General features: G+C 58.6%; 13 protein-coding genes. 8 read left to right on the top strand and 5 right to left on the bottom strand.

All coding sequences use genetic code 11. From position 1 onward, the window contains the following. Positions 1-13 precede the first annotated feature (13 nt). Positions 14-280: a glutaredoxin family protein gene (locus LC059_RS13850; protein ID WP_226704456.1), complete on the bottom strand. Its 267-nt coding sequence runs from the start codon at positions 278-280 to the stop codon at positions 14-16. Between the two features lie 14 nt (positions 281-294). Next, entirely contained in the window at positions 295-1,167 is an 873-nt protein-coding gene (locus LC059_RS13845; protein WP_226704455.1) for an FHA domain-containing protein, read from the bottom strand. 253 nt (positions 1,168-1,420) lie between these two features. Between LC059_RS13845 and LC059_RS13840 the strand changes: the two genes are divergently transcribed. Next, complete coding sequence (locus LC059_RS13840; protein ID WP_226704454.1) at positions 1,421-2,374, top strand: PP2C family protein-serine/threonine phosphatase; 954 nt, start codon at positions 1,421-1,423, stop codon at positions 2,372-2,374. A 12-nt stretch (positions 2,375-2,386) separates the two neighbouring features. After that, on the top strand, positions 2,387-4,819 hold the full coding sequence (locus tag LC059_RS13835) for a bifunctional serine/threonine-protein kinase/formylglycine-generating enzyme family protein (RefSeq protein WP_226704453.1): 2,433 nt from the start codon (positions 2,387-2,389) through the stop codon (positions 4,817-4,819). Positions 4,820-4,937: 118 nt separating this feature from the next. Here the strand turns inward: LC059_RS13835 and rlmKL are convergent, their stop codons facing one another. Then, positions 4,938-7,142, bottom strand: coding sequence for a bifunctional 23S rRNA (guanine(2069)-N(7))-methyltransferase RlmK/23S rRNA (guanine(2445)-N(2))-methyltransferase RlmL (rlmKL, locus tag LC059_RS13830; RefSeq protein WP_226704452.1), 2,205 nt, complete (start codon positions 7,140-7,142; stop codon positions 4,938-4,940). Positions 7,143-7,536: 394 nt separating this feature from the next. Here rlmKL and rmf point away from each other — a divergent pair, with 394 nt between their 5' ends. Continuing rightward, the gene (rmf, locus tag LC059_RS13825; RefSeq protein ID WP_226704451.1) at positions 7,537-7,740 is read left to right on the top strand and encodes a ribosome modulation factor; all 204 of its coding nucleotides are present in this window, start codon (positions 7,537-7,539) and stop codon (positions 7,738-7,740) included. A 78-nt stretch (positions 7,741-7,818) separates the two neighbouring features. Here rmf and LC059_RS13820 read toward each other — a convergent pair whose 3' ends face one another. Both LC059_RS13820 and LC059_RS13815 read right to left on the bottom strand, forming a co-directional pair. Next, the gene (locus tag LC059_RS13820) at positions 7,819-8,859 is read right to left on the bottom strand and encodes a quinone-dependent dihydroorotate dehydrogenase (protein ID WP_226704450.1); all 1,041 of its coding nucleotides are present in this window, start codon (positions 8,857-8,859) and stop codon (positions 7,819-7,821) included. Between the two features lie 117 nt (positions 8,860-8,976). Then, positions 8,977-13,863 (bottom strand): NAD-glutamate dehydrogenase, encoded by a 4,887-nt coding sequence (locus tag LC059_RS13815; protein ID WP_226704583.1) that lies wholly within the window; start codon positions 13,861-13,863, stop codon positions 8,977-8,979. 270 nt (positions 13,864-14,133) lie between these two features. Between LC059_RS13815 and LC059_RS13810 the strand changes: the two genes are divergently transcribed. Genes LC059_RS13810 through LC059_RS13790 form a run of 5 tightly spaced genes read left to right on the top strand, consistent with a single transcriptional unit; the run spans position 14,134 to position 19,640 of the window. Next, positions 14,134-15,093, top strand: coding sequence for an AAA family ATPase (locus tag LC059_RS13810; RefSeq protein ID WP_226704449.1), 960 nt, complete (start codon positions 14,134-14,136; stop codon positions 15,091-15,093). 42 nt (positions 15,094-15,135) lie between these two features. Next, positions 15,136-16,101, top strand: a complete 966-nt coding sequence (locus LC059_RS13805) for a DUF58 domain-containing protein (protein WP_226704448.1) — start codon at positions 15,136-15,138, stop codon at positions 16,099-16,101. Next, positions 16,101-16,700, top strand: a complete 600-nt coding sequence (locus LC059_RS13800; RefSeq protein ID WP_226704447.1) for a DUF4381 domain-containing protein — start codon at positions 16,101-16,103, stop codon at positions 16,698-16,700. The genes LC059_RS13805 and LC059_RS13800 overlap by 1 nt, the downstream gene beginning before the upstream one ends. After that, entirely contained in the window at positions 16,693-17,751 is a 1,059-nt protein-coding gene (locus LC059_RS13795) for a vWA domain-containing protein (protein WP_226704446.1), read from the top strand. The genes LC059_RS13800 and LC059_RS13795 overlap by 8 nt, the downstream gene beginning before the upstream one ends. Continuing rightward, the gene (locus LC059_RS13790) at positions 17,748-19,640 is read left to right on the top strand and encodes a VWA domain-containing protein (RefSeq protein ID WP_226704445.1); all 1,893 of its coding nucleotides are present in this window, start codon (positions 17,748-17,750) and stop codon (positions 19,638-19,640) included. The genes LC059_RS13795 and LC059_RS13790 overlap by 4 nt, the downstream gene beginning before the upstream one ends.

Here is a 19,640-nt window from a genome sequence, read left to right as displayed (position 1 = left end):
AAGGTTTAAAGTGTTAGGAAGGTGCGGATGAAAGGCGAGCCCGAAGCCACTCTTCGAGCTCGTGCGCGGTAAATGGCCAGCACAGCACATCACTGGTATCACCGAGGCCGACAACCGGTATGCTCCAGCCAAACAGCCGCGTCAACTGCTCATCATCGGCAATATCCACCGACTGCAGCTGCAACTGAAATTGCTCCAGCTGCGGCCAGATTTCCACCTTGGCTTTTTCACACAGGCTGCACCCGAGTGTGGTGTAGAGAATCAGGTTTTGCGCAGACATTGAATTCTCGGTGGTCAAACCAGCCCCTGCCCCTGTGCCCAGAAATAACCGGCAACCGCTGCGCCCGCCACCAGCAAGCCTACCCAGATCCACCCACTGCTACCGGCCGCGGCGGAATCCCCGCTGTAGCTCTGTGAAGGCGCCGCCCCGGCAGAGGATGAGACCTTGCCGCCATCCCGCACCCGGTCGCGCTGCATGGCCTGGTCCAGCGCCGCGCTCTGGCGCGCCGCTTCGGGAAGGTTGACGGCTTGGCGCACAGTGGTCTTGTCGATATCGTCCGCCGGACCAACAACACTAAAGCTGAGACTGTCAAAACGCAGCTCGTCGCCGCGACGCACCCGACACTCTGTCACACGTTGGTTGTTGAGAAAGGTACCATTGGCGGAGCCAAGGTCGACCACAAATAACAGCCCTTCACGTACTTCCAGCCGCGCGTGGCGCCGTGACAGGTGGGACATGGAAAAGGTCAAATCACACTCATCAGAGCGCCCAACAATACTGGTTTCGCGCACCGGGAAGACGCGGCCGACAATTGCTGGATGGTTGGCACGCAGTGCCCAGGCCACGTTGGCACTGGCACCAGCGCCTTTGAGGCGGGTGATTTTAGGATCCACCACCGCAAGATTACGATCGCCCAGTTGCACACGGTCATTGCGTTTCAACTTGCAGCTGCTTGCAACCGCCTTGCCATTTACAGCAACCTGGCCGCCTCCTGCCAGGTTACGCAGCTCCAACTCCTCGCCATCCACCAGGATTTCGGCGTGGAGCTTGGCAATGGACGCGTCAGCCAGCGTGAGATCACACTGACTACCGCGCCCGATGGTCACTTTGGGGGCCACCAGCCACACGCTCTGGGTGGCATCTTTTACGTCACAAAGTTTCAGCATTGTCCGACTTCCTCGAAAGCACGCAAAAGTGTACAATTTTTAATCGATTTTTTGAGCGCCAAGTGTTTAGCGGCCAAAGACTATTGTCGGGAAGTTTATCACGGCCAATTTCATTGGCCTGTGATTCCGTTTGCAGCTTACAATGCCTGTAGGCTCTAGTATGTGAGTGTTGAGACCCGCATGGAACTGCACGGTTTGGCGCTTTCGACAATAACGACAGGTAACAGGTCAGGTAACAGGTAGTTGCATACCAGTGAGTGAAGCCAAAGTACGGGAACGCCCCAGTGGTGTGAGCCAGCCCGCCGTCAGCGCAGCGAAGCGTAGCGCCGGGGCAACCCACACCGGATACCGACGCGAACAGAACGAAGATGCATTCTGGGGTGACGAGACCCGGGGCATCTGGGTCGTGGCAGATGGCCTCGGTGGCCATCAGGCCGGCGAGATCGCCAGCCAGACCGTTGTCGAAGAAATTCAACGCTCCTCCGCCACCGACCGCCACTACGAACAAGCCCTGCGCCGTGCCCACGCGCTACTGATCGGCGAAGAAAACACCACCACTGCCATGGGCACCACTGCGGTCGTAGTCGCCGAAGACGGCGGTTATTTCCATATCTTCTGGGTTGGTGACAGTCGCGCTTACCTCTGGACCCCACCGGCCGCTGATCAAGACAACACGCATTTTCCACATGGCACCCTCAAGCAGCTCACTGTAGACCACTCCTACGTGCAGATGCTGGTGGACTCCGGGGCCATCAACCAGGAAGAAGCAGCCAGCCACCCGAACCGCCACGTGATCACCCGCTGTATCGGAGGTTCCACCAACCCCAGCCTGGAAATAGACCGCGCGTCGTTTTCATGGAGCGCTGGGCAAAGACTGGTCCTGTGCAGTGACGGTCTCAGTAATGAGGTGAGCGAAGCGGAGATCTGCCAGGTACTTGCTGGCAATGCCGATAATCAGCGCGCCAGCGAGTTGCTGATCGCCGCTGCACTGGATGCTGGTGGGCGCGACAACATTACCGTACAGGTGATCAACTCTCCGGAAGATGTCACACCAGATTCCGAAAACCGGAACTCCCGCACACCAATGCAGGCAACTGAGTCTCGCCAATTTTTCCCCGCTCGAGTCACACTCCCGCTCAGAGTCGCTACACTTGCGATTATTTTTTCACTGAGTGCTTACGCGGCCTGGCAGCTGCTAAACGGATAATTAGAGGCTCGAATGGAAGTTGTCAGCAGCGGTGCCGCTTCGCTGGAAATTCCCGGCTATCAGATCCTGAAGAAAATCAATCAGGGCGGCATGTCGACCGTGTACTTGGCCACCCAGCGTAGTATGGGCCGCCAGGTCGCTTTGAAAGTCATGTCCCCGGTGTTGAACGCAGACCCGATTTTCAGCGAGCGCTTCCAGCGGGAAGCAAATATCGTAGGCCAGCTCTCCCACCCCAATATTGTTGCCATCCACGATATCGGCCGCTATCGCAGCCTGAATTACATCGCCATGGATTACCTGCCCGGTGGTTCGGTGGCGGATTCGCTTACCAAGGGTGCGATTGAGCCTCTCGAGGCACTGCACATAACCCGCCAGATCGCCATGGCGCTGGACCACGCCAGCAACAAAGGCTATGTACACAGGGATCTCAAGCCGGAAAATATCCTCTTCCGTGAAGATGGCTCGGCTGTTCTGACGGACTTTGGCGTTGCCCGCGCTGTGGCGCGCACCACACGCATGACCAACACCGGCATGGTGGTTGGCACCCCGCACTACATGAGCCCGGAGCAGGCACGAGGCGCCGCCGTCGATGGCCGCGCAGACCTCTACAGCCTGGGGGTGGTATTTTACGAAATGCTCACCAGTGCGGTGCCCTTCCAGGCGGAAGAAGCGGTGGCCATTGCCATCAAACACTTGACCGACCCGATCCCACGGCTCCCGGCGCGTCACTCCCTGTACCAGGGGTTGATAGACCGCTTCCTCGCGAAAGACCCCGATCAACGCTTCCAGCGCGGGCTCGATGTAGTCGACGCCATCGACCAGTTGCTGGCGGCACTGGACGGCAAAACGCCCGCCCCCACCACCAAGATGAACAACACCTCGGTGAGGGTTTCCAGCCTTCTGCGCGCCCTGGTCATGACACTCTACGGCACACTCAGTGATCGCCTCAGCGCAAGCTGGGCACGCTGGCGGGACAAGCCACTACACCAGCAGAATCCTCGTGCCGAACAGCAGACCATCATGCGTATCCAGCAGGTTATGCTGCAAGCTGCCCCGGTAAAACGACGCTCCTGGCTGTTCGGCGGCACCCTCGCTGTGAGCCTTGCCTTTATATGGGTGTTGTTCAGCCTGTTTAGCAACAAGTTCCAGTGGCAGAGCGAATCCGGACTGGTGAATGACGCGGTCGGTATTACTTCGCAGATACTGCTGCCCGAAACAGCGATTGAAAACACGAGCACTCAGCCCGAACCCATACCGCAAACCCTGCCGCAAGTCCTGCCGGGGCCGGTCACCGCAGCCGACGCCAACCAGGCCAATCAAGTGCGCCCCGTTCTCCGCAGTGGCCTCGCCCAACAGACACCCGCACCTTCGGTTATTGCGCAGCCTGAGGAAGTGGAGCCCGAGCAACCATCCCCTGCGGACAACACAACTGAGGCTGTTGCAAAAGAGACCGCATCGCCGGAGCTACCGGAAGAACCCGTGGTCGAAGAGATCCCCCCGACTTATGCCTTGAACGTATCGGCCAAGCCCAGGGATGCCCGCATCCGCATCATGAATATCGTTCCGCGCTATACGCCGGGGATTTCCCTGGAGCCTGGGAGGTACGATGTAGAAGTCAGCAAAGCGGGATACAGTACGGTGCGCCGCTGGATCGAAATCGATACCGCTGACGTGAACCTCGCGGTGCAGCTGGAACGCAAATTTTTCCCCGGCAGAAGTTTCAAGTCACCTCTGAAGTCTGGCGGCCGGGGCCCGGAAATGGCAGTGGTGGCACCTGGTGAATTTACCATGGGTAACAACCGTCGCCCGTTCACGAGCCCGGAACACAAGATTGCCATCACTCGTCCCTACGCGATTGGTACCCACGAGGTCACCTTTGAAGATTTTGACCGCTACGCCAAGGCAAGCGGTCGCGCCCTACCCTCCGATGAAGGTTGGGGGCGCGGCACGCGCCCAGCAATCAACGTCAGCTGGCAGGATGCACAGCGCTACGCGAAATGGCTGAGTAAAGAGACCGGGCAGAAATACCGATTGGCCAGCGAGGCAGAGTGGGAATTTGCCGCTCGTGCAGGCACGGCAACTCCGTTCTGGTGGGGCGATGGTAGCGCGCGAGGCAAGGCGAACTGTCGCCGCGGCTGCGCCAGCGAGTTCAATTCGCTGTTCAGTATTTCCAGTGCGCCGGTGGGCAATTACAAGGCCAATCCCTATGGCCTCTACGATACTTCCGGCAATGTTGGCGAATGGGTGCAGGACTGCTTTCTCGGCGACTTCACCAACCACCGCAATGACGCGCGCCCGGTACAGCTCAAAAACTGTGAATTGCGGGTAATTCGCGGCGGCTCCATGCGCGAACCCCTGCGCAACATCTCCTCCGATTACCGCACGGGTCTTAGTGAAAAGGCAGCCTCAAAAGAAGTGGGTTTCCGACTGGTGATGGAACTCTGAATCTGAGAACGGAGCTTGTAGAAAGCTCCGTAAACATCACGCCTAGATTCAAGTACCGATTCCCAGCGCCGAAAAGACCAGCCTGTCACCCTGCTTCAAAAAAACCAACTTATTGTGTTTAACGCGCTTTGATTTCCCAGACATTATGGATTTTCGGATTGCGCTGAAAATCCTTGTCCAACAGTTTTGAGGACAGGTTTTCTACAGAAAACGCCTCTTTAATTTCCCCATCCATTTTGAAGCTGCGCAGGTTGTTCGAAAACAACAGGGTTCCACCCGGGCTCAGCAGAACCATGCACTGGCGAATCAGCTCCGCATGATCTCGCTGGATATCCAGCACGCCGCGCATTTTTGCCGAGTTAGAGAAGGTCGGCGGGTCCAGGAATATCACGTCGTAGTGTCCGCGACGATTTTGCTGCGCCGCCTGCAACCACTGCAGGCAGTCCGCTTCGATCAACTGGTGGCGGTACGGATCCAGGTTATTCTGGCGAAAATTCCGCTGTGCCCACGCCTGGTAGGTTTTCGACAAATCGACACTGGTGCTTTCCGTGCAGCCACCGAGTGCTGCCTGTACCGTTGCCGTAGCGGTGTAGCAAAACAGATTGAGCAGCCTCTTCCCTTTGGAAATCTGCTTTAGATATTGCCGCACCGGCCGATGATCCAGAAACAGCCCGGTATCCAGATAGTCCCACAGATTGATTTCCAGCTGGGCGCCGTACTCTTCGACCCAGAATGCCTGGGTGCTCTCCAGCGCACCCTGTCCCCGCTTCTGATACTGGCTGCCACTATCTTTGTGCGAGTGTCGGCGCCGCTCCTTTATCGAAACATTGCGACTAGGAAGATCCAGTACATGGCGTGTGGCCCGTACCAGTTCGCTTAGGCGTGCGCGCGCCTTCTGTTCGGGAATGGTCGCAGGGGCACGGTACTCCTGGATATGCGCGTATATCTGTCCTTCAGTGGACTTGTATACATCGATTGCCGCGGAGAATTCCGGCAGATCGGCATCGTACAGCCGGTAATTTTCGATCCCGTTCTTACTCGCCCACTTGCCCGTATTGCGCAGGTTTTTCTGCAGGCGGTTAGCCACCATCTGCGCCTCTTCGGAAAGACGCGGCTGGCTGCGCTCTCCCGAGCCGCCATCTTCCCCGGTGCGCTGCTGGTGAATATCAAACAGCAGCAACTGACTGGGGATACTGCCATTGAACAGTTTGTACTGCTTGTGGGAACGCAGGCCGGTGGAATGGCAAAGCTCCGGGTTGCCAGTAAAGATGGCCGCCTTCCAGCCACCAAACTCCTGCTTCAACTGGCGGCCCAGCTCTGCATAGGTTTCCCGCAATTCTTCCTGTTCACCGAGCCGCTCGCCGTAGGGCGGATTGGTAATCACCAGGCCGGGGTTTACTTGCCGATGACTCGGCACCTTGAATGCGGCTACCGGACGACAGCTGACGCGCACGTGCTTGTCCAGGCCGGCGCGTGCAATGTTGGATTCCGCAGCGAACAGCACTTTTGCATCCGCATCGTATCCGCGAATTTCCGGCAGTGAGTTCTGCAGCCCCTGCGAGCGTCGCTCAATAGCCTCTTCGCGCAACGGAAGCCACAAGTCGTTCTGGTGATTGAGCCAGCGTTCAAAACCGAAACTCTCGCGCAGCAAACCCGGCGCGATATCCGCAACCATCAGGGCGCCTTCAACCAGAAAAGTCCCTGAACCACACATGGGGTCGAGCAGGGCGCCGCCCTCCTCCGCAATCGCGGGCCACCGAGCCCGCATCAATAGTGCGGCGGCCAGGTTTTCCTTCAATGGCGCTGCGCCGATATGGGTGCGGTAACCGCGGCGGTGCAGACTGTCACCGCACAGATCAATGGCGATTTCCAGATTGTCCCGGTGCAGGCGCAGCATCACCGAAAGATCCGGGTCGCGCTTGTCGACATCGGGACGCGCGCCGGTGGCTTTGCGCAGCCGGTCCACAATCGCATCCTTGGCCTTCTGGGCCCCAAACTGGCTGTTGCGGATTTCCCTGTTGGTACCTGAAAACTGTACCCAGAGTACGCCGGTAGGGCTGATGTGTTCTTCCCAGGGGACATCAACCACCGCGCTGTAGAGGGCCTCGGCATTTTCAACCTTTGCCTGCCCCAGGTTGAGCAGCACCCGGTTGGCTACACGGCTCCACAGACATACTCGGTACGCCATGGCCAAATCGCCGGTAAAGCGCACCGCAGCGGGCTGCTCTCGTTCGACCGAAGCGTCTAACGCGCGCAGCTCATCGGCAAGTACGTTTTCCAGGCCCTTGGGGCAGGTCGCGGTAAAAGAATACTGGGCAGTCAATGGGTCTTTCTCTGTCTGAAATTTGGGGATCTGGCAACATCAAACCGGGCAATCTAGCCAGGCGGAGGCGGTCCAAATGATGCCTGTGTTGGCGCGAGGGGTGCAAAAGCGCGGCAAGGATACCGGAAAGCAGCACAGCATTCTTCCATTCCGGCCCACTTGGTAACGCCATCTGCCAAGCTAGACCAATTCTTCCTAAACACTAAGGTTCTCAGAAAGAAATGTTCATTTAGCCGCCACCCACAATCTGCTTTACTAATACTCTTCTCGCTAAACCACTCTCACAATAAGCTGGTTTGTGCGAAGGGGGGAAAATTGTTGGCGCTGCTTGACCCCGTTTAACAGCGTCGTTGAACAAACAGCCCATGAAGAAGATGTTCGAGGTACCCTATCTATGAAACGCCAAAAACGTAATCCCAACGATAGAGCTTTCCACAAAGGTTACGTTGCAGCGGTCGAAGGCCGAAATCACGACAGCTGCCCCCACGACAATGGATCACTACATCAGGAATGGGTAAACGGCTGGCGCCAGGGACGACAAGATTACTGGAGCGGTTTTGGTCGCGCAGCACTGGCACAGCGAATGGCCAATATGTAATAGAACTAAGCAGCTGAAAAATCCCGGGCACTGTTATTGGTACAGCCCGGGATTTTTACGTTATAGAACGGTCAAACTTTATTTGCTGACCACCCTACCCTTATGTAGTTCGGCGATTGCCGCAGCGGCCTCGCGAATGACCTCGGGACCGCGATAGATAAAGCCAGAATAAATCTGTACAGCGGTAGCGCCCGCGCGAATCTTGTCCGCTGCAGACTCACCGTCAAAAATACCGCCAACACCGATAATCGGGATCTCCCCTTTCAGTGCTTCTGACAGTTGGCGAATGACTTCCGTAGACCGCTTAGCCAATGGACGGCCACTCAAGCCGCCCTCTTCACTGCCGTGCTCCAGGTGCTTTACGGATGACTTGTCAATGGTGGTATTGGTGGCAATCACCCCGTCAATATCGTGATCACGCAGCGTCTTTGCCACCTGCTGTATGGCCTCTTCATCCATATCCGGCGCAATTTTGACCGCCAGGGGAACATAGCGATCGTGCTCGGCAGCCAGTGAGTTCTGCTTTTCTTTCAGCGCTTCCAGCAACTGGCTCAAGCTGTCACCAAACTGCAGATCCCGCAGCCCCTTGGTGTTTGGGGAGGAGACATTGGCGGTGATGTAATCCGCGTGGGCATAGACTTTTTCCATGCACAGGCAGTAGTCGTCCGCCGCATTTTCCACGGGGGTATCAAAGTTCTTGCCGACATTGATGCCGAGTACACCAGAGTAGCGACGGCGCTTTACCCGCTCCAGCAGATAATCCACGCCCTCGTTGTTGAAGCCCATGCGATTGATGATGGCCTCAGCCTCCGGTAAACGGAACAGACGCGGATGCGGATTCCCCGGCTGTGGACGCGGGGTAACAGTGCCCACTTCCACAAAGCCAAAGCCCAGTGCGCCCAGGCCGTTGAATGCCTGAGCGTTCTTGTCCAGCCCCGCGGCCAACCCCACCGGATTGGGCAACGTCAGCCCCATCAGCTCCACCGGATCATCGGGGATCTGGCTGGTGAACAGAGACATCAATCCGAGGCGCTCAGCCGCGCCGATGGCATCCATTGAAAGGTGGTGGGACCGCTCCGGGTCCAGCGCAAACATGAACTTGCGCAAATGCTGATACATAGGGTTCCTTTGGGGCTGTTCTTTGCTCTTCGAGCAGGCGCTGCTATTGTACGGAAATCTTTGCGAAAATCCGCACGGATTTCTGTGCGGATTTCCTCCATACCATGCTGCGACAGCTTAGCTGGCGAGCGTCTCGTGGTCCGCCGTGGCATTCGCCAGGTACATCAACTCGCGCAGCGCCACCGTAAACATGGCGAAATCGCCCTGAGGTGCTGACTTGAGCTCCTTGACCAGGTTTTCCCAGCGCTGAATCGGCTGTGCCATTACCGCCACCCAGCGGTCCACCGCGGTTTCCACATCCAAACCATCGTCACCGGCGAGGCGCAGGATATGGATCGACAGACGGGCCAGCTGGCTGTCCAGATCGTCCATGCTCGTTTCCCGAGCCTGAGACTGCCAGAAGGTCTCTGCAGGAAGCTCAATAATCTGATTACCAAACCAGTAGAGCCCAAGCCGGTCCGCCAGAGCGAAGTACACCTTGGCGACCTCCTCCACCGGGCGGTCACTGATGCGCGCAGAGTCCGAGATACCCAGTGCCGAGAACAGGTAGGTAGGCGACGCGGCCAACAGCGCCAGCTGTTCGGGTACCTTGGCCTCCAGCAAATACTCCTGCCGTGACGTCCACTCCCGCAGCGGTTCCCCGCTTAACACTTCCGGCAATGCACGGATCACCCGCTGCACCGACTCCCGGAACAACTCACACTCCTGCGCCGGATCCAGGTCACCGCGGCGGTTACGAATAAACCAGCGGGTAGCGCGGCGCACACGACCGATCATCGAATTCATCAGCTGCAGCTGTAGTTCTGCAGGCACCTGATAGTCCAACTCGGCGACCCCGTCCTGGAACTGGGGCATCAGGTACACGTCTCGCGCACTGACATAGGCCGCTGCAATGGTGTCGATATCGGCCCCGGTCGCGCCGCTGATGCGATTGTAAAAGGTGATCCCCATGCTGTTGACCATTTCATTGGCCACCTGCGTAGAGACGATTTCACGGCGCAGCTGGTGGTCGTAGACCAATCCCTTGTAACGGGCGACCAACGCAGGCGGAAACGCAGACTCCACCGACGACTGCACGTAGTCGTTGTCGATAATCTCTGCGTTTAACAGTTCCTCTTTAAGCTTCACCTTTACATAGGAGATCAGCACAGAAAGCTCTGGCCGCGTCAGATACTGCTGCTTGTTCTGACGCTCAATCAGGGTTTCGTTATCCGGGATAAATTCCAGTGCCCGGCGCAGTCGGCCTTCGGACTCCAGTGCATTGATGGTACGGCGATACTCATCAAAACGGTCGCTGACCTGGTGGGCGGCAACACTCAGTGCCTGGGTCTGGTTGTAGTTGTTGTCCAGCACCAGCTCTGCCACGGACTCCGTCATTTCCTCCAGCAGCTGGTTGCGCTGCTTGTCGGTCAGGTCGCCATTGGCCACTACCTTGTCCAGCAGGATCTTGATATTTACCTCGTGGTCAGAACAGTCCACACCACCGGCGTTATCGATAAAGTCCGTGTTGCAGCGGCCGCCGTTCAGGGAGAACTCAATACGGCCGCGCTGGGTCATGCCCAGGTTACCGCCCTCGCCAAACACCTTGCAGCGCAGCTGGTTGCCGTTGACTCGCAGATTGTCGTTGGACTTGTCACCGACCTGAGCGTGACTTTCGCCGCTACCCTTAACATAGGTGCCGATACCGCCATTCCAGATCAGGTCCACCGGGGCTTTCAGCATCGCACTGATCAGCTCGTTAGGCGTCAGCTGATCCTCGGCAATTCCGAAGGCCTCCTTCATTTCCGGTGAAATTTTGACCGACTTGGCACGGCGCTCGAAGATGCCGCCGCCCTTGGAAATCAGGCTGGGGTTATAGTCTGTCCAGCTGGATCGCGGCATCTCGAACAGACGCTTGCGTTCGACAAAGCTCGACGACGCATCCGGATTCGGATCGACAAAAATATGCAGGTGGTTGAAGGCCCCTTTCAGGCAGATATGTTCGGACAACAACATGCCGTTGCCGAATACGTCGCCGGCCATATCGCCGACACCGATCACCGAGAAATTCTCGGCCTGCACGTTAATGCCCATTTCACGGAAATGGCGCTGCACGGAAACCCAGGCACCGCGCGCGGTGATACCCATTTTCTTATGGTCGTAGCCGTTACTGCCACCAGACGCGAAAGCATCCCCCAGCCAGAAATCGTAGTCGGCAGCGATGCCATTGGCGATATCTGAAAAGGTAGCGGTGCCCTTATCCGCAGCCACAACAAGATAAGGATCGTCGCCATCTCGGCGAATCACACGCTCGGGCGGGATCACCTCGCCGTCTTTCAGGTTGTCGGTGATATCCAAGAGACCCTGGATAAACGTCTTGTAGCAGCTGATACCGGACTCGATAAAGGCTTCGCGGCTGTTGTCCACCGGCGGCTTGCGCACCACAAAGCCACCCTTGGCCCCGCTGGGCACAATCACCGCATTCTTTACATTTTGCGCTTTTACCAGACCCAGAACTTCGGTGCGGAAGTCCTCCAGGCGATCGGACCAGCGCAGGCCACCGCGCGCCACCTTGCCGCCGCGCAGATGCACGCCTTCCACCTGCGGTGAATACACGAAGATCTCGAATTCGGGGCGCGGCTCGGGAATGTTCGGGATATCCCGCGGGCTGAACTTGATGGAGATATAGTCTTTCGGTTGATCCTGTGCATCCAGCTGGAAGAAGTTGGTGCGCAGGGTGCCGCGGATCAGGTCGAGATAGCGGCGAATCACCTGGTCTTCGTTCAGGTTGTCGACAGCGTCGAGGCCGTCGTGAATTTTCTTAATCAGACGCTCCACACGCGACTGATCCTGACGGTCAGCGGAGTTGATTCGCGGATCAAACATGGCGCGGAACAGCGCCACCAGGTTACGGGTAATTTCGACGTGGTTCGCCAGGGTGGTCGCGATATAAGACTGGCTGGCACTGAACTTGGTCTGCTTCAGGTAGCGGGCATAGGCGCGCAGCATGGTAACTTCACGCCAGTTGAGTCGCGCCGCCAGCACAAGGCGGTTGAAGGCATCGCTCTCCGCCACACCATCCCAGATCGCCGCGAAGGCATCCTGGAACAGGGAGCGGGATGCCTGGGCATCGATACGCGTGGGCAGGCCAAATTCCAGGTGGAACTCGTGCATCCATACATCCTGGCGCCCCTTGGGGCGGATGGTGTACGGAAACTCCCCCATCACCCGTAGCCCCAGGTGCTCAAGTACTGGAATCACGTCCGACAGAGTCAACCCTGAGCCCAGGTTGAACACCTTGAAGCGCAGGCTACCTGGCTCGGCGCCCACCGGCTGATAAAAGCTCATGGCGACGCGGTTTTGCTCGCTGAGCTCCTGAATCGCGCTCACATCCTGCACCGCGATACGGGGCTCAAAATCCTCCCGGTAACCGGCGGGGAAGGCTTGCCCGAACGTACTGATCAGGCGGCTGCCGACTTCCTCACCGTGGGTTTCGATGAGGGATCTTTGGAAAACGTCTTCCCAGCTGCGAGTAATGTCCACGAGTTGCGCCTCCAGTCGCGCTACGTCAAATTCCACCGGCTCACTGGGGTCAACACGGAACACCAGATGTACTCGGGCGAGAATCGATTCGGAAAAATACGTCGTAAAGTCTGAGTCCAGCGCGTGTATGGTGCGCGAAATACGCTCACTGATACGCTCGCGAATCTCACTGTTGAACTGGTCCCGCGGCACATAGACCATGGCGCTCACAAATTTGCCGAACGGGTCTTTGCGCATAAAGAGGCGCAACCGCGCGCGCTCGTTCATCGCCAGCACACCGAGGGTGGTTTCATGCAGCTCTGAAGTGCTGCTCTGAAACAGCTCGTCGCGGGGGAAGGTATCCAGTATGCGCTTCAGCGCCTTGCCATCGTGGCTGGTGGGTGCGAGGCCACTTTGCTCAATCACCGACGCCAGCTTGCGACGGATAATGGGGATTTTGGAGGGGCTTTCGGTATACACCGGCGAGGTGTACAGGCCCATAAAGGCAGATTCGCCAATCACTTCGCCATTGGCGTCGTAGCGCTTGATGCTCACATAGTCGGAATACGCTGCCCGGTGCACACGGGACTTGACCGAAGATTTGGCGAAGGTGAGAAAATTGGGCCCCTGGTAGAACCTCTGCTTGCCTTCATTAAAGGCGTATTCGGGCGTTGGCTCGGCGTGCTGCTGAAGGTTCTTGAAAATGCCCAGGCGGCGGTTTTCCACCTCGCAAAGCACCTTCTTGTCTCCCTGCTGGCAGAATTCGTATTCGCGGTACCCGAGGAAGGTGAAGTTACCGTCGCGCATCCACTGCAGGAAGGCGCTCGCCTCCTCCAGGTTGGCGGCGTTGTCAGCCACGCCCGTGTGCAGCTGATCTTCCATAGCCGCGCAGGTATCCAGCATCGGCACATAGTCGTCGACCACCAGCTCCACATCACTGAGGATCTCCCGCAGTGAGCGTCCAAGTTCGGACGCGTGGGACGCGGAGGTATCCAGGTTGATTTCCAGGTAGATCAGCGCCTCGCTGGTGGCACTGGGACCGCCGTCGGGATTATCGTCGTCGTTGTGGCCGGGCGGCAGCAGTTGCTGCAAGCGTCCCTTGTCACCACGCTGCAACTGCATCACGGTACTTTTGATGGAGTGGATCACGGTGTTGCGGCGGTTAATCTCCATTCGTACGGAGTCCACCAGGAAAGGCATGTCCCGCTGCAGTACACAAACAACCGTGTGGGAACACTCCCAGCCATGCTCTTCCAACCGCGGGTTGAACACCCGGATCTTCGGCTCACCAGCGGTCCGCTGCTGGATGAAATCCCAGCAGGTGTAGATACACCCGTACACATCCGCCAAACGCCGCCCCGCCAGGTCTTCCAGCGGGTACTGATTCAGAAACTTTGCGGCAAAGGCCGCTACCGGGCCAGCCTTGTCGCCCAGCTTTTTCCCTATAAGCTCACTGACCTGTGTCAGCAGCTCTTCCCGGCTATCGGTGATGACCGTCGCCATATTCACGTGCTTCCTCCCATCAACGCGCAACCGCCATTGCGCGCAAGAATGCTACATTTGCTGAATCAAGGTAGAACAAAACGTCAGAATAATTGTCTACTCTGCCGCCTTTAGGTGGCCAGACTCGGGCCAGCGGTTGCCTCTCAGCGCATCGCCGCTAAAATCAACCTGCCCGCGAAAATCGGACAAGTGGCTATATATAAAGATGATAGATAGCCACCCGCCCCGGGCAGCGTATTGAAACAGGAAATTGGCAAAAGAAGTGACGATATGGACACACGCCCACAGATAAAAATTCTGGGTGATTGGCTGGAACAGCAGATTATTGGCCAGGAGATTCTGGTCAATCGAATACTGATAGGACTGCTGGCCGACGGACACCTTCTGGTAGAGGGTGCACCGGGTCTCGCCAAGACCAAAGCCATCAAAACCCTGGCCGATGCCATCGAGGGCGACTTTCACCGGGTGCAGTTTACCCCGGACCTGCTGCCCTCGGATATTACCGGCACGGATATCTACCGGCCGGAAACCGGTGAATTCCATTTTCAGCCCGGGCCCGTGTTCCACAACCTGATTCTCGCCGATGAAATCAACCGCGCCCCGGCCAAGGTACAGTCCGCTCTGCTGGAAGCCATGGCGGAACGCCAGATCAGCGTCGGCCGCAAGACTTACTCCCTGCCCGACCTGTTCCTGGTAATGGCGACCCAGAACCCGATCGAACAGGAAGGTACCTATCCGCTCCCGGAAGCCCAGCTCGACCGCTTCCTGATGCAGGTCAACCTGAACTACCCAAATGCCGAGGCGGAAACCAAGATCCTCAAGCTGGCGCGCGCTGAGGCGAGCCACGGTGAAGGCCATCCACAAAGCATCATCAGCCAGGAAACTATCTTTGCCGCGCGCCAGGAGATTCTTGACCTGACCATGGTCGAAGCGGTGGAGACTTATATCGTGCAGTTGGTCATCGCCACCCGCGAACCCCACCGCTACGATGACGAACTGGCCTCCTGGCTGGACTTCGGCGCCAGTCCCCGCGCCACCATCGCCCTGGACCGCTGCGCGCGGGCATACGCGTGGCTGGCCGGGCGCGACTACGTTACCCCGGACGATGTGATGGCGATTGCGCCGGACGTGCTGCGCCACCGCCTGTTGCTGAGCTTCGAGGCCGAAGCCGCCGGCGCCAGTGCCGATCAGGTGATCCACCGCCTGCTGCAGCAGGTTCCGGCCATTTAATTACTAGGCGTTGAAAGTAGCAGCAGAGAATTTCGAGCAGACGTGCAGAAGACGATCAACCACAACGACCTGAACATCCGCGGCGCCTACCCTACGGTGGCACCGCTGGTGCGCCTGCGCCATATTGCCCGCCAGCTGCGCCTGTTCAAACCGCGGGTCAATCGCAGTGACCAGGCCGGCAACCTGCTCACCCGCTACCGCGGGCGCGGGATGAACTTTGAGGAAGTGCGCTACTACCAGCCCGGTGACGATGTACGCTCCATCGACTGGCGTGTGACCGCGCGCACCGGCAAAACCCACACCAAACTCTTCCAGGAAGAACGCGAGCGTCCGGTGGTGATTTTGCTCGACCTGCGCTCGCCCATGTTCTTCGGCAGCCAGAACGCCTTCAAATCCGTCGCCGCCTGCAGCATTGCCGCCGCCTTGAGCTGGGCTGGCCTGCAACACGGGGACCGCATTGGCGCGCTACTGTTTTCCGACCACGGCGTGGATACGGTGCGCCCGCGCCGCAGTCACCACGCGGTTCTCGCCGCCATTCACGGCATGGTGGAAACAGCCAACGCTCTGGAAAGTCCGATCGCCAGCAATGGCAGCCAGCCTCTAAGCCTGTTACTGGAGGAAGCGCGGCGCATTGCTCGCCCCGGCAGCGCGCTGTTCCTGATCAGCGACTGCCACGATCTCGACGAAAGTTGCGAACAGCCCCTGTACCTGCTCACCCGACACGCGGACCTGCAGGTACTGCGCATCACCGACCCACTGGAACAACAACTGCCAGATCAGCCGCTGACCATCAGCGACGGCAAACAGAGGACGTTTCTCGGCAAGTCCAGCAAGCTATTGCGCCAACAGTTTGCCAACCAGCAGTACCGCGTACGCGAACAGACCGCCCAACTGTGCCGACGCTTGCGACTGCCGTTGGTGGACTTCGACAACACCCGCCCGGTGGTACCGCTACTGCTGAGCACCTACGGTGAGCGCCAGCCATCGCCCAGCCGGAGGCCGGCGTGATGTCCGTTTTGTCACCGCCGAAACAGGCCGCACCGCCGCAGACTCCTGCCGCACCTACTCCGATGACACCGGAGATGCAGAGCCTGCTGGAGCAACTGAAAGACATTCACGAACCCGCGCCCATCGGCTGGTGGCCGCTGGCACCTGGCTGGTGGATTCTGGCCGGACTATTTATTGTCCTGCTGTTTGCCGCGGGCTGGCTTTTTTTTCGCCTGCGTGAAAAACGGCGCCGCAATCTCTACCGCGCCGAAGGGGTTCGGCTGCTGAAAGCGCTGGATCTGGGTACGCCAAGAGTTATCGAGGAAATCAACCTTCTGCTAAAGCGCGTAGCCGTGGCAACCTTTGGGCGCGATACCTGCGGCCCCCTCACCGGTCAACACTGGATCCGGTTTCTCGAGTCCACCACCGAAGAGCCCATGCCGGAATCCGCCCGCCGCGTCCTACTGGAAAGCTTGTACAGCAGCACAAGCGCTTCCCGAGGCGATCTCGAGGTCCTGCGCGAGTTCGCCATTGTGTGGACACGCAAGCACCAGCCCTTCGCTGAAGACACCGCCAAGTCCGCCCCACAGACGAATCCAGTGGAGGCCAAACATGTTTGAATTTGGCCTGCCCTGGGTTTTCATTTTGCTGCCATTGCCAATACTCGCCCGCCTGCTGCTGCCCAAGAGCGAACCATTAAGCAGTGCACTCAAGGTGCCTTATTACCGCAGCCTTTCCCGTAAGGGCGGCAGTGCTGCGGGGAATAACCTCAACCTATTACTGCTGTGGCTCCTGTGGGGGCTGCTGGTAACCGCGGCTGCGCGGCCGCAGTGGTATGGCGAACCAATCTCACAAACCAGCAGCGCACGGGACCTGCTGATCGCCGTGGATATTTCCGGGAGTATGGAAACACCGGATATGATTCTGAACGGCAACCCAGCAATGCGAATCACCGCGGTGAAAAAAGTCGTCGGAGAGTTCGTGCTGCGCCGTAAGGGAGACCGCCTCGGTCTGGTGCTGTTCGGCACCCGCGCTTACCTGCAGGCGCCCCTGACGTTTGACCGCGAAACCGTCGCCACCCTGTTGACGGAAGCACAAATCGGCTTTGCCGGCCAGGGCACCGCCATCGGCGATGCCATCGGCCTGTCAGTAAAACGTCTTACACAACGCCCCGCAGATCAACGGGTGCTGATCCTCTTGACCGACGGTGCCAACACCGCCGGCGAAGTTGCGCCGCTGAAAGCCGCGGAACTCGCCAAACAGGCCGGGGTAAAGGTATACACGATCGGTGTGGGTGCCGAAGAAATGGTACAACCGGGCCTGCTTGGTTCGCGCTTCGGCGCACGCCGGGTCAACCCATCGCGCGACCTCGATAGCGAAACCCTGCAGGCCATCGCCGACAAGACCGGCGGTCAGTACTTCCGCGCCCACAACCCGCAGGAGTTGGAAGGCATCTATGCCGAACTCGATAGGCTGGAGCCGGTCGAGCAGGAAGCGGAAACTTACCGCCCGCTGAAATCCCTCTACACCTGGCCGCTGGGCATCGCGCTATTACTTTCCTTCCTGTGGGCAGCCATCCCGCTACTTGCGGCATGGGGCGTAGAACGCCAGCAGCGTAAAAATAGAACCGGCGCCGATAAAGCCGCAACGAATGGAGGTCAGACCGCATGAACTTTCTGACCGATATCGGCCAGTTCCACTTCCTGCGACCAACCTTATTGTGGCTGATCATTCCCGCCGCACTCGCCTGCTGGGCATTGGCGCGCACCGTCTTCGCCAGTGGCGGCCTGCAAAAACTGATCGACCCGGACCTGCTGCCGCACCTGCTGCTGCGCGGCGGCGAGAAACGCCCCTGGCTGTTCACGCTGATTTTTACCCTGCTGACCGCCGCGATCATCGCCCTCGCCGGTCCTACATGGCGCAAACTGCCAACGCCGGTGTACTCCAACCAGGATGCCCTGGTAATCCTGCTGGACCTGTCACCGTCGATGATGGCCACCGACCTGGCACCCAACCGGCTCACCCGCGCGCGCCTGAAGATTCTCGATATTCTCAAACAGCGCAAAGACGGCCTCACCGCGCTGGTGGCCTATGCCGGCGAGGCGCACGTCGTCACCCCGCTCACCGACGACACCGCCACCATTGCCAACCTGGTCCCCTCTCTCTCACCAAGGATCATGCCCGTCCCCGGCAGTAATATTGAAATGGCCGTGCAGGAGGGATTGCGTCTGATTCGAGACGGCGCCAACGGTGCCGGCAGGCTGCTCGCGGTTACCGACGATATTGCCAAAGCAGCGGTTAGCAGCATCAAGAGCGAGGTCAACAAAAGCGACGCCACCCTTTCCATACTCGCCGTAGGCAGTGGCGAAGGCAGCCCCATTCCGAAAACCACCGGCAGCGGTTTTATCACCGATGACAGTGGCTCCATAATCATCGCCAACTTCGACCGCCGCGAGCTTTCCCGTCTGGCACAAAGTACCGGTGGCCAGTTTGCGAAGATCACCGTCGACGATAGCGATATCGCCAAAGTGCTGCCGACCAATGCCATGCCGGAACAGGCAGAACTGACCGAGCGGGAGTTTGACCAGTGGCACGAGGAAGGTCCGTGGCTGGTATTGATGCTGCTGCCGTTCGCCCTGCTGCTGTTCCGCAAGGGTACCCTCGCCTGCGCGCTGCCCTTAACAACTGCACTGGCGCTTTCGACCCTGATCTTGTCCAGCGACAATGCCCGCGCCGCCGAAGCAGCCGACAACAGCAGTCTCTGGCAAACGCCAAACCAGCAAGGACGAGACCTGCTCCAGGAAGGCAATGCCCAGGGGGCCGCCCAGTTGTTTGAGAACTCCCAGTGGCGAGGCACCGCCCAGTACCGCGCCGGCGAGTACGACGCCGCCGCGGAAAACTTCGCTCAGAGCGAAAGCCCACAAGGACTCTACAATCTGGGCAACAGCCTCACCCAGCAGGGGCGCTTTGACGAGGCCATCAAAGCCTATGACGAAGCCCTGAAACAGAACCCCGAGCTGGCCGACGCACAACACAACCGCGAAATCGCGCAAAAGCTGAAAGAACTGCAGGAGCAGCAGCAACAGCAGAGCCAGCAGCAACAGAGCGATCAGCAACAGGACCAGCAGCAAGACCAGGACAGCGAGCAAAACGCCCAGCAAGATCAGCAACAGCAGGATCAGGGCGACCAGTCCCAACAACAAAACGCCCAGCAGGACTCCCAGAACCAGCAAGATTCGCAGCAAAACGCGCAGAATCAGCAGGACCAGAGCGAATCCCAACAGGACCAGCAGAAGCAGGAAGAACAGCAGGCACAGGACGAGCAAGGGCAAAAAGAGGGCGAGGAGCAGGAACAACAAGCCAACACCCAGCCCCAGGAATCCGACAGCCCCCTGGACCCCGAAACCCAACAGGCCCTGGACCAGTGGCTGCGCCAGATCCCCGACGATCCCGCCGGCCTGATGCGCGAAAAATTCAAATACGAAAGCCTGCAACGCCGCCGCGCCTACCGCGCCGGCGAATGGCAGCCCCCGGAAAACGGAGCCACACAAAGATGGTAA

The organism is Microbulbifer elongatus, assembly GCF_020524885.1.
Taxonomy (GTDB): Bacteria; Pseudomonadota; Gammaproteobacteria; order Pseudomonadales; family Cellvibrionaceae; genus Microbulbifer; species Microbulbifer elongatus_A.
This window is presented reverse-complemented; position numbering and strand designations above follow the sequence as displayed.

Excerpts from the sequence above, each read along its gene's own strand:
- LC059_RS13850 (WP_226704456.1), bottom strand. The coding sequence starts at position 280 with ATGTCTGCGCAAAACCTGATTCTCTACACCACACTCGGGTGCAGCCTG.
- LC059_RS13795 (WP_226704446.1), top strand. The coding sequence starts at position 16,693 with ATGTTTGAATTTGGCCTGCCCTGGGTTTTCATTTTGCTGCCATTGCCA.
- LC059_RS13815 (WP_226704583.1), bottom strand. The coding sequence starts at position 13,863 with ATGGCGACGGTCATCACCGATAGCCGGGAAGAGCTGCTGACACAGGTC.
- LC059_RS13835 (WP_226704453.1), top strand. The coding sequence starts at position 2,387 with ATGGAAGTTGTCAGCAGCGGTGCCGCTTCGCTGGAAATTCCCGGCTAT.
- LC059_RS13790 (WP_226704445.1), top strand. The coding sequence starts at position 17,748 with ATGAACTTTCTGACCGATATCGGCCAGTTCCACTTCCTGCGACCAACC.
- LC059_RS13820 (WP_226704450.1), bottom strand. The coding sequence starts at position 8,859 with ATGTATCAGCATTTGCGCAAGTTCATGTTTGCGCTGGACCCGGAGCGG.
- LC059_RS13845 (WP_226704455.1), bottom strand. The coding sequence starts at position 1,167 with ATGCTGAAACTTTGTGACGTAAAAGATGCCACCCAGAGCGTGTGGCTG.
- rmf (WP_226704451.1), top strand. The coding sequence starts at position 7,537 with ATGAAACGCCAAAAACGTAATCCCAACGATAGAGCTTTCCACAAAGGT.
- LC059_RS13800 (WP_226704447.1), top strand. The coding sequence starts at position 16,101 with ATGTCCGTTTTGTCACCGCCGAAACAGGCCGCACCGCCGCAGACTCCT.
- LC059_RS13810 (WP_226704449.1), top strand. The coding sequence starts at position 14,134 with ATGGACACACGCCCACAGATAAAAATTCTGGGTGATTGGCTGGAACAG.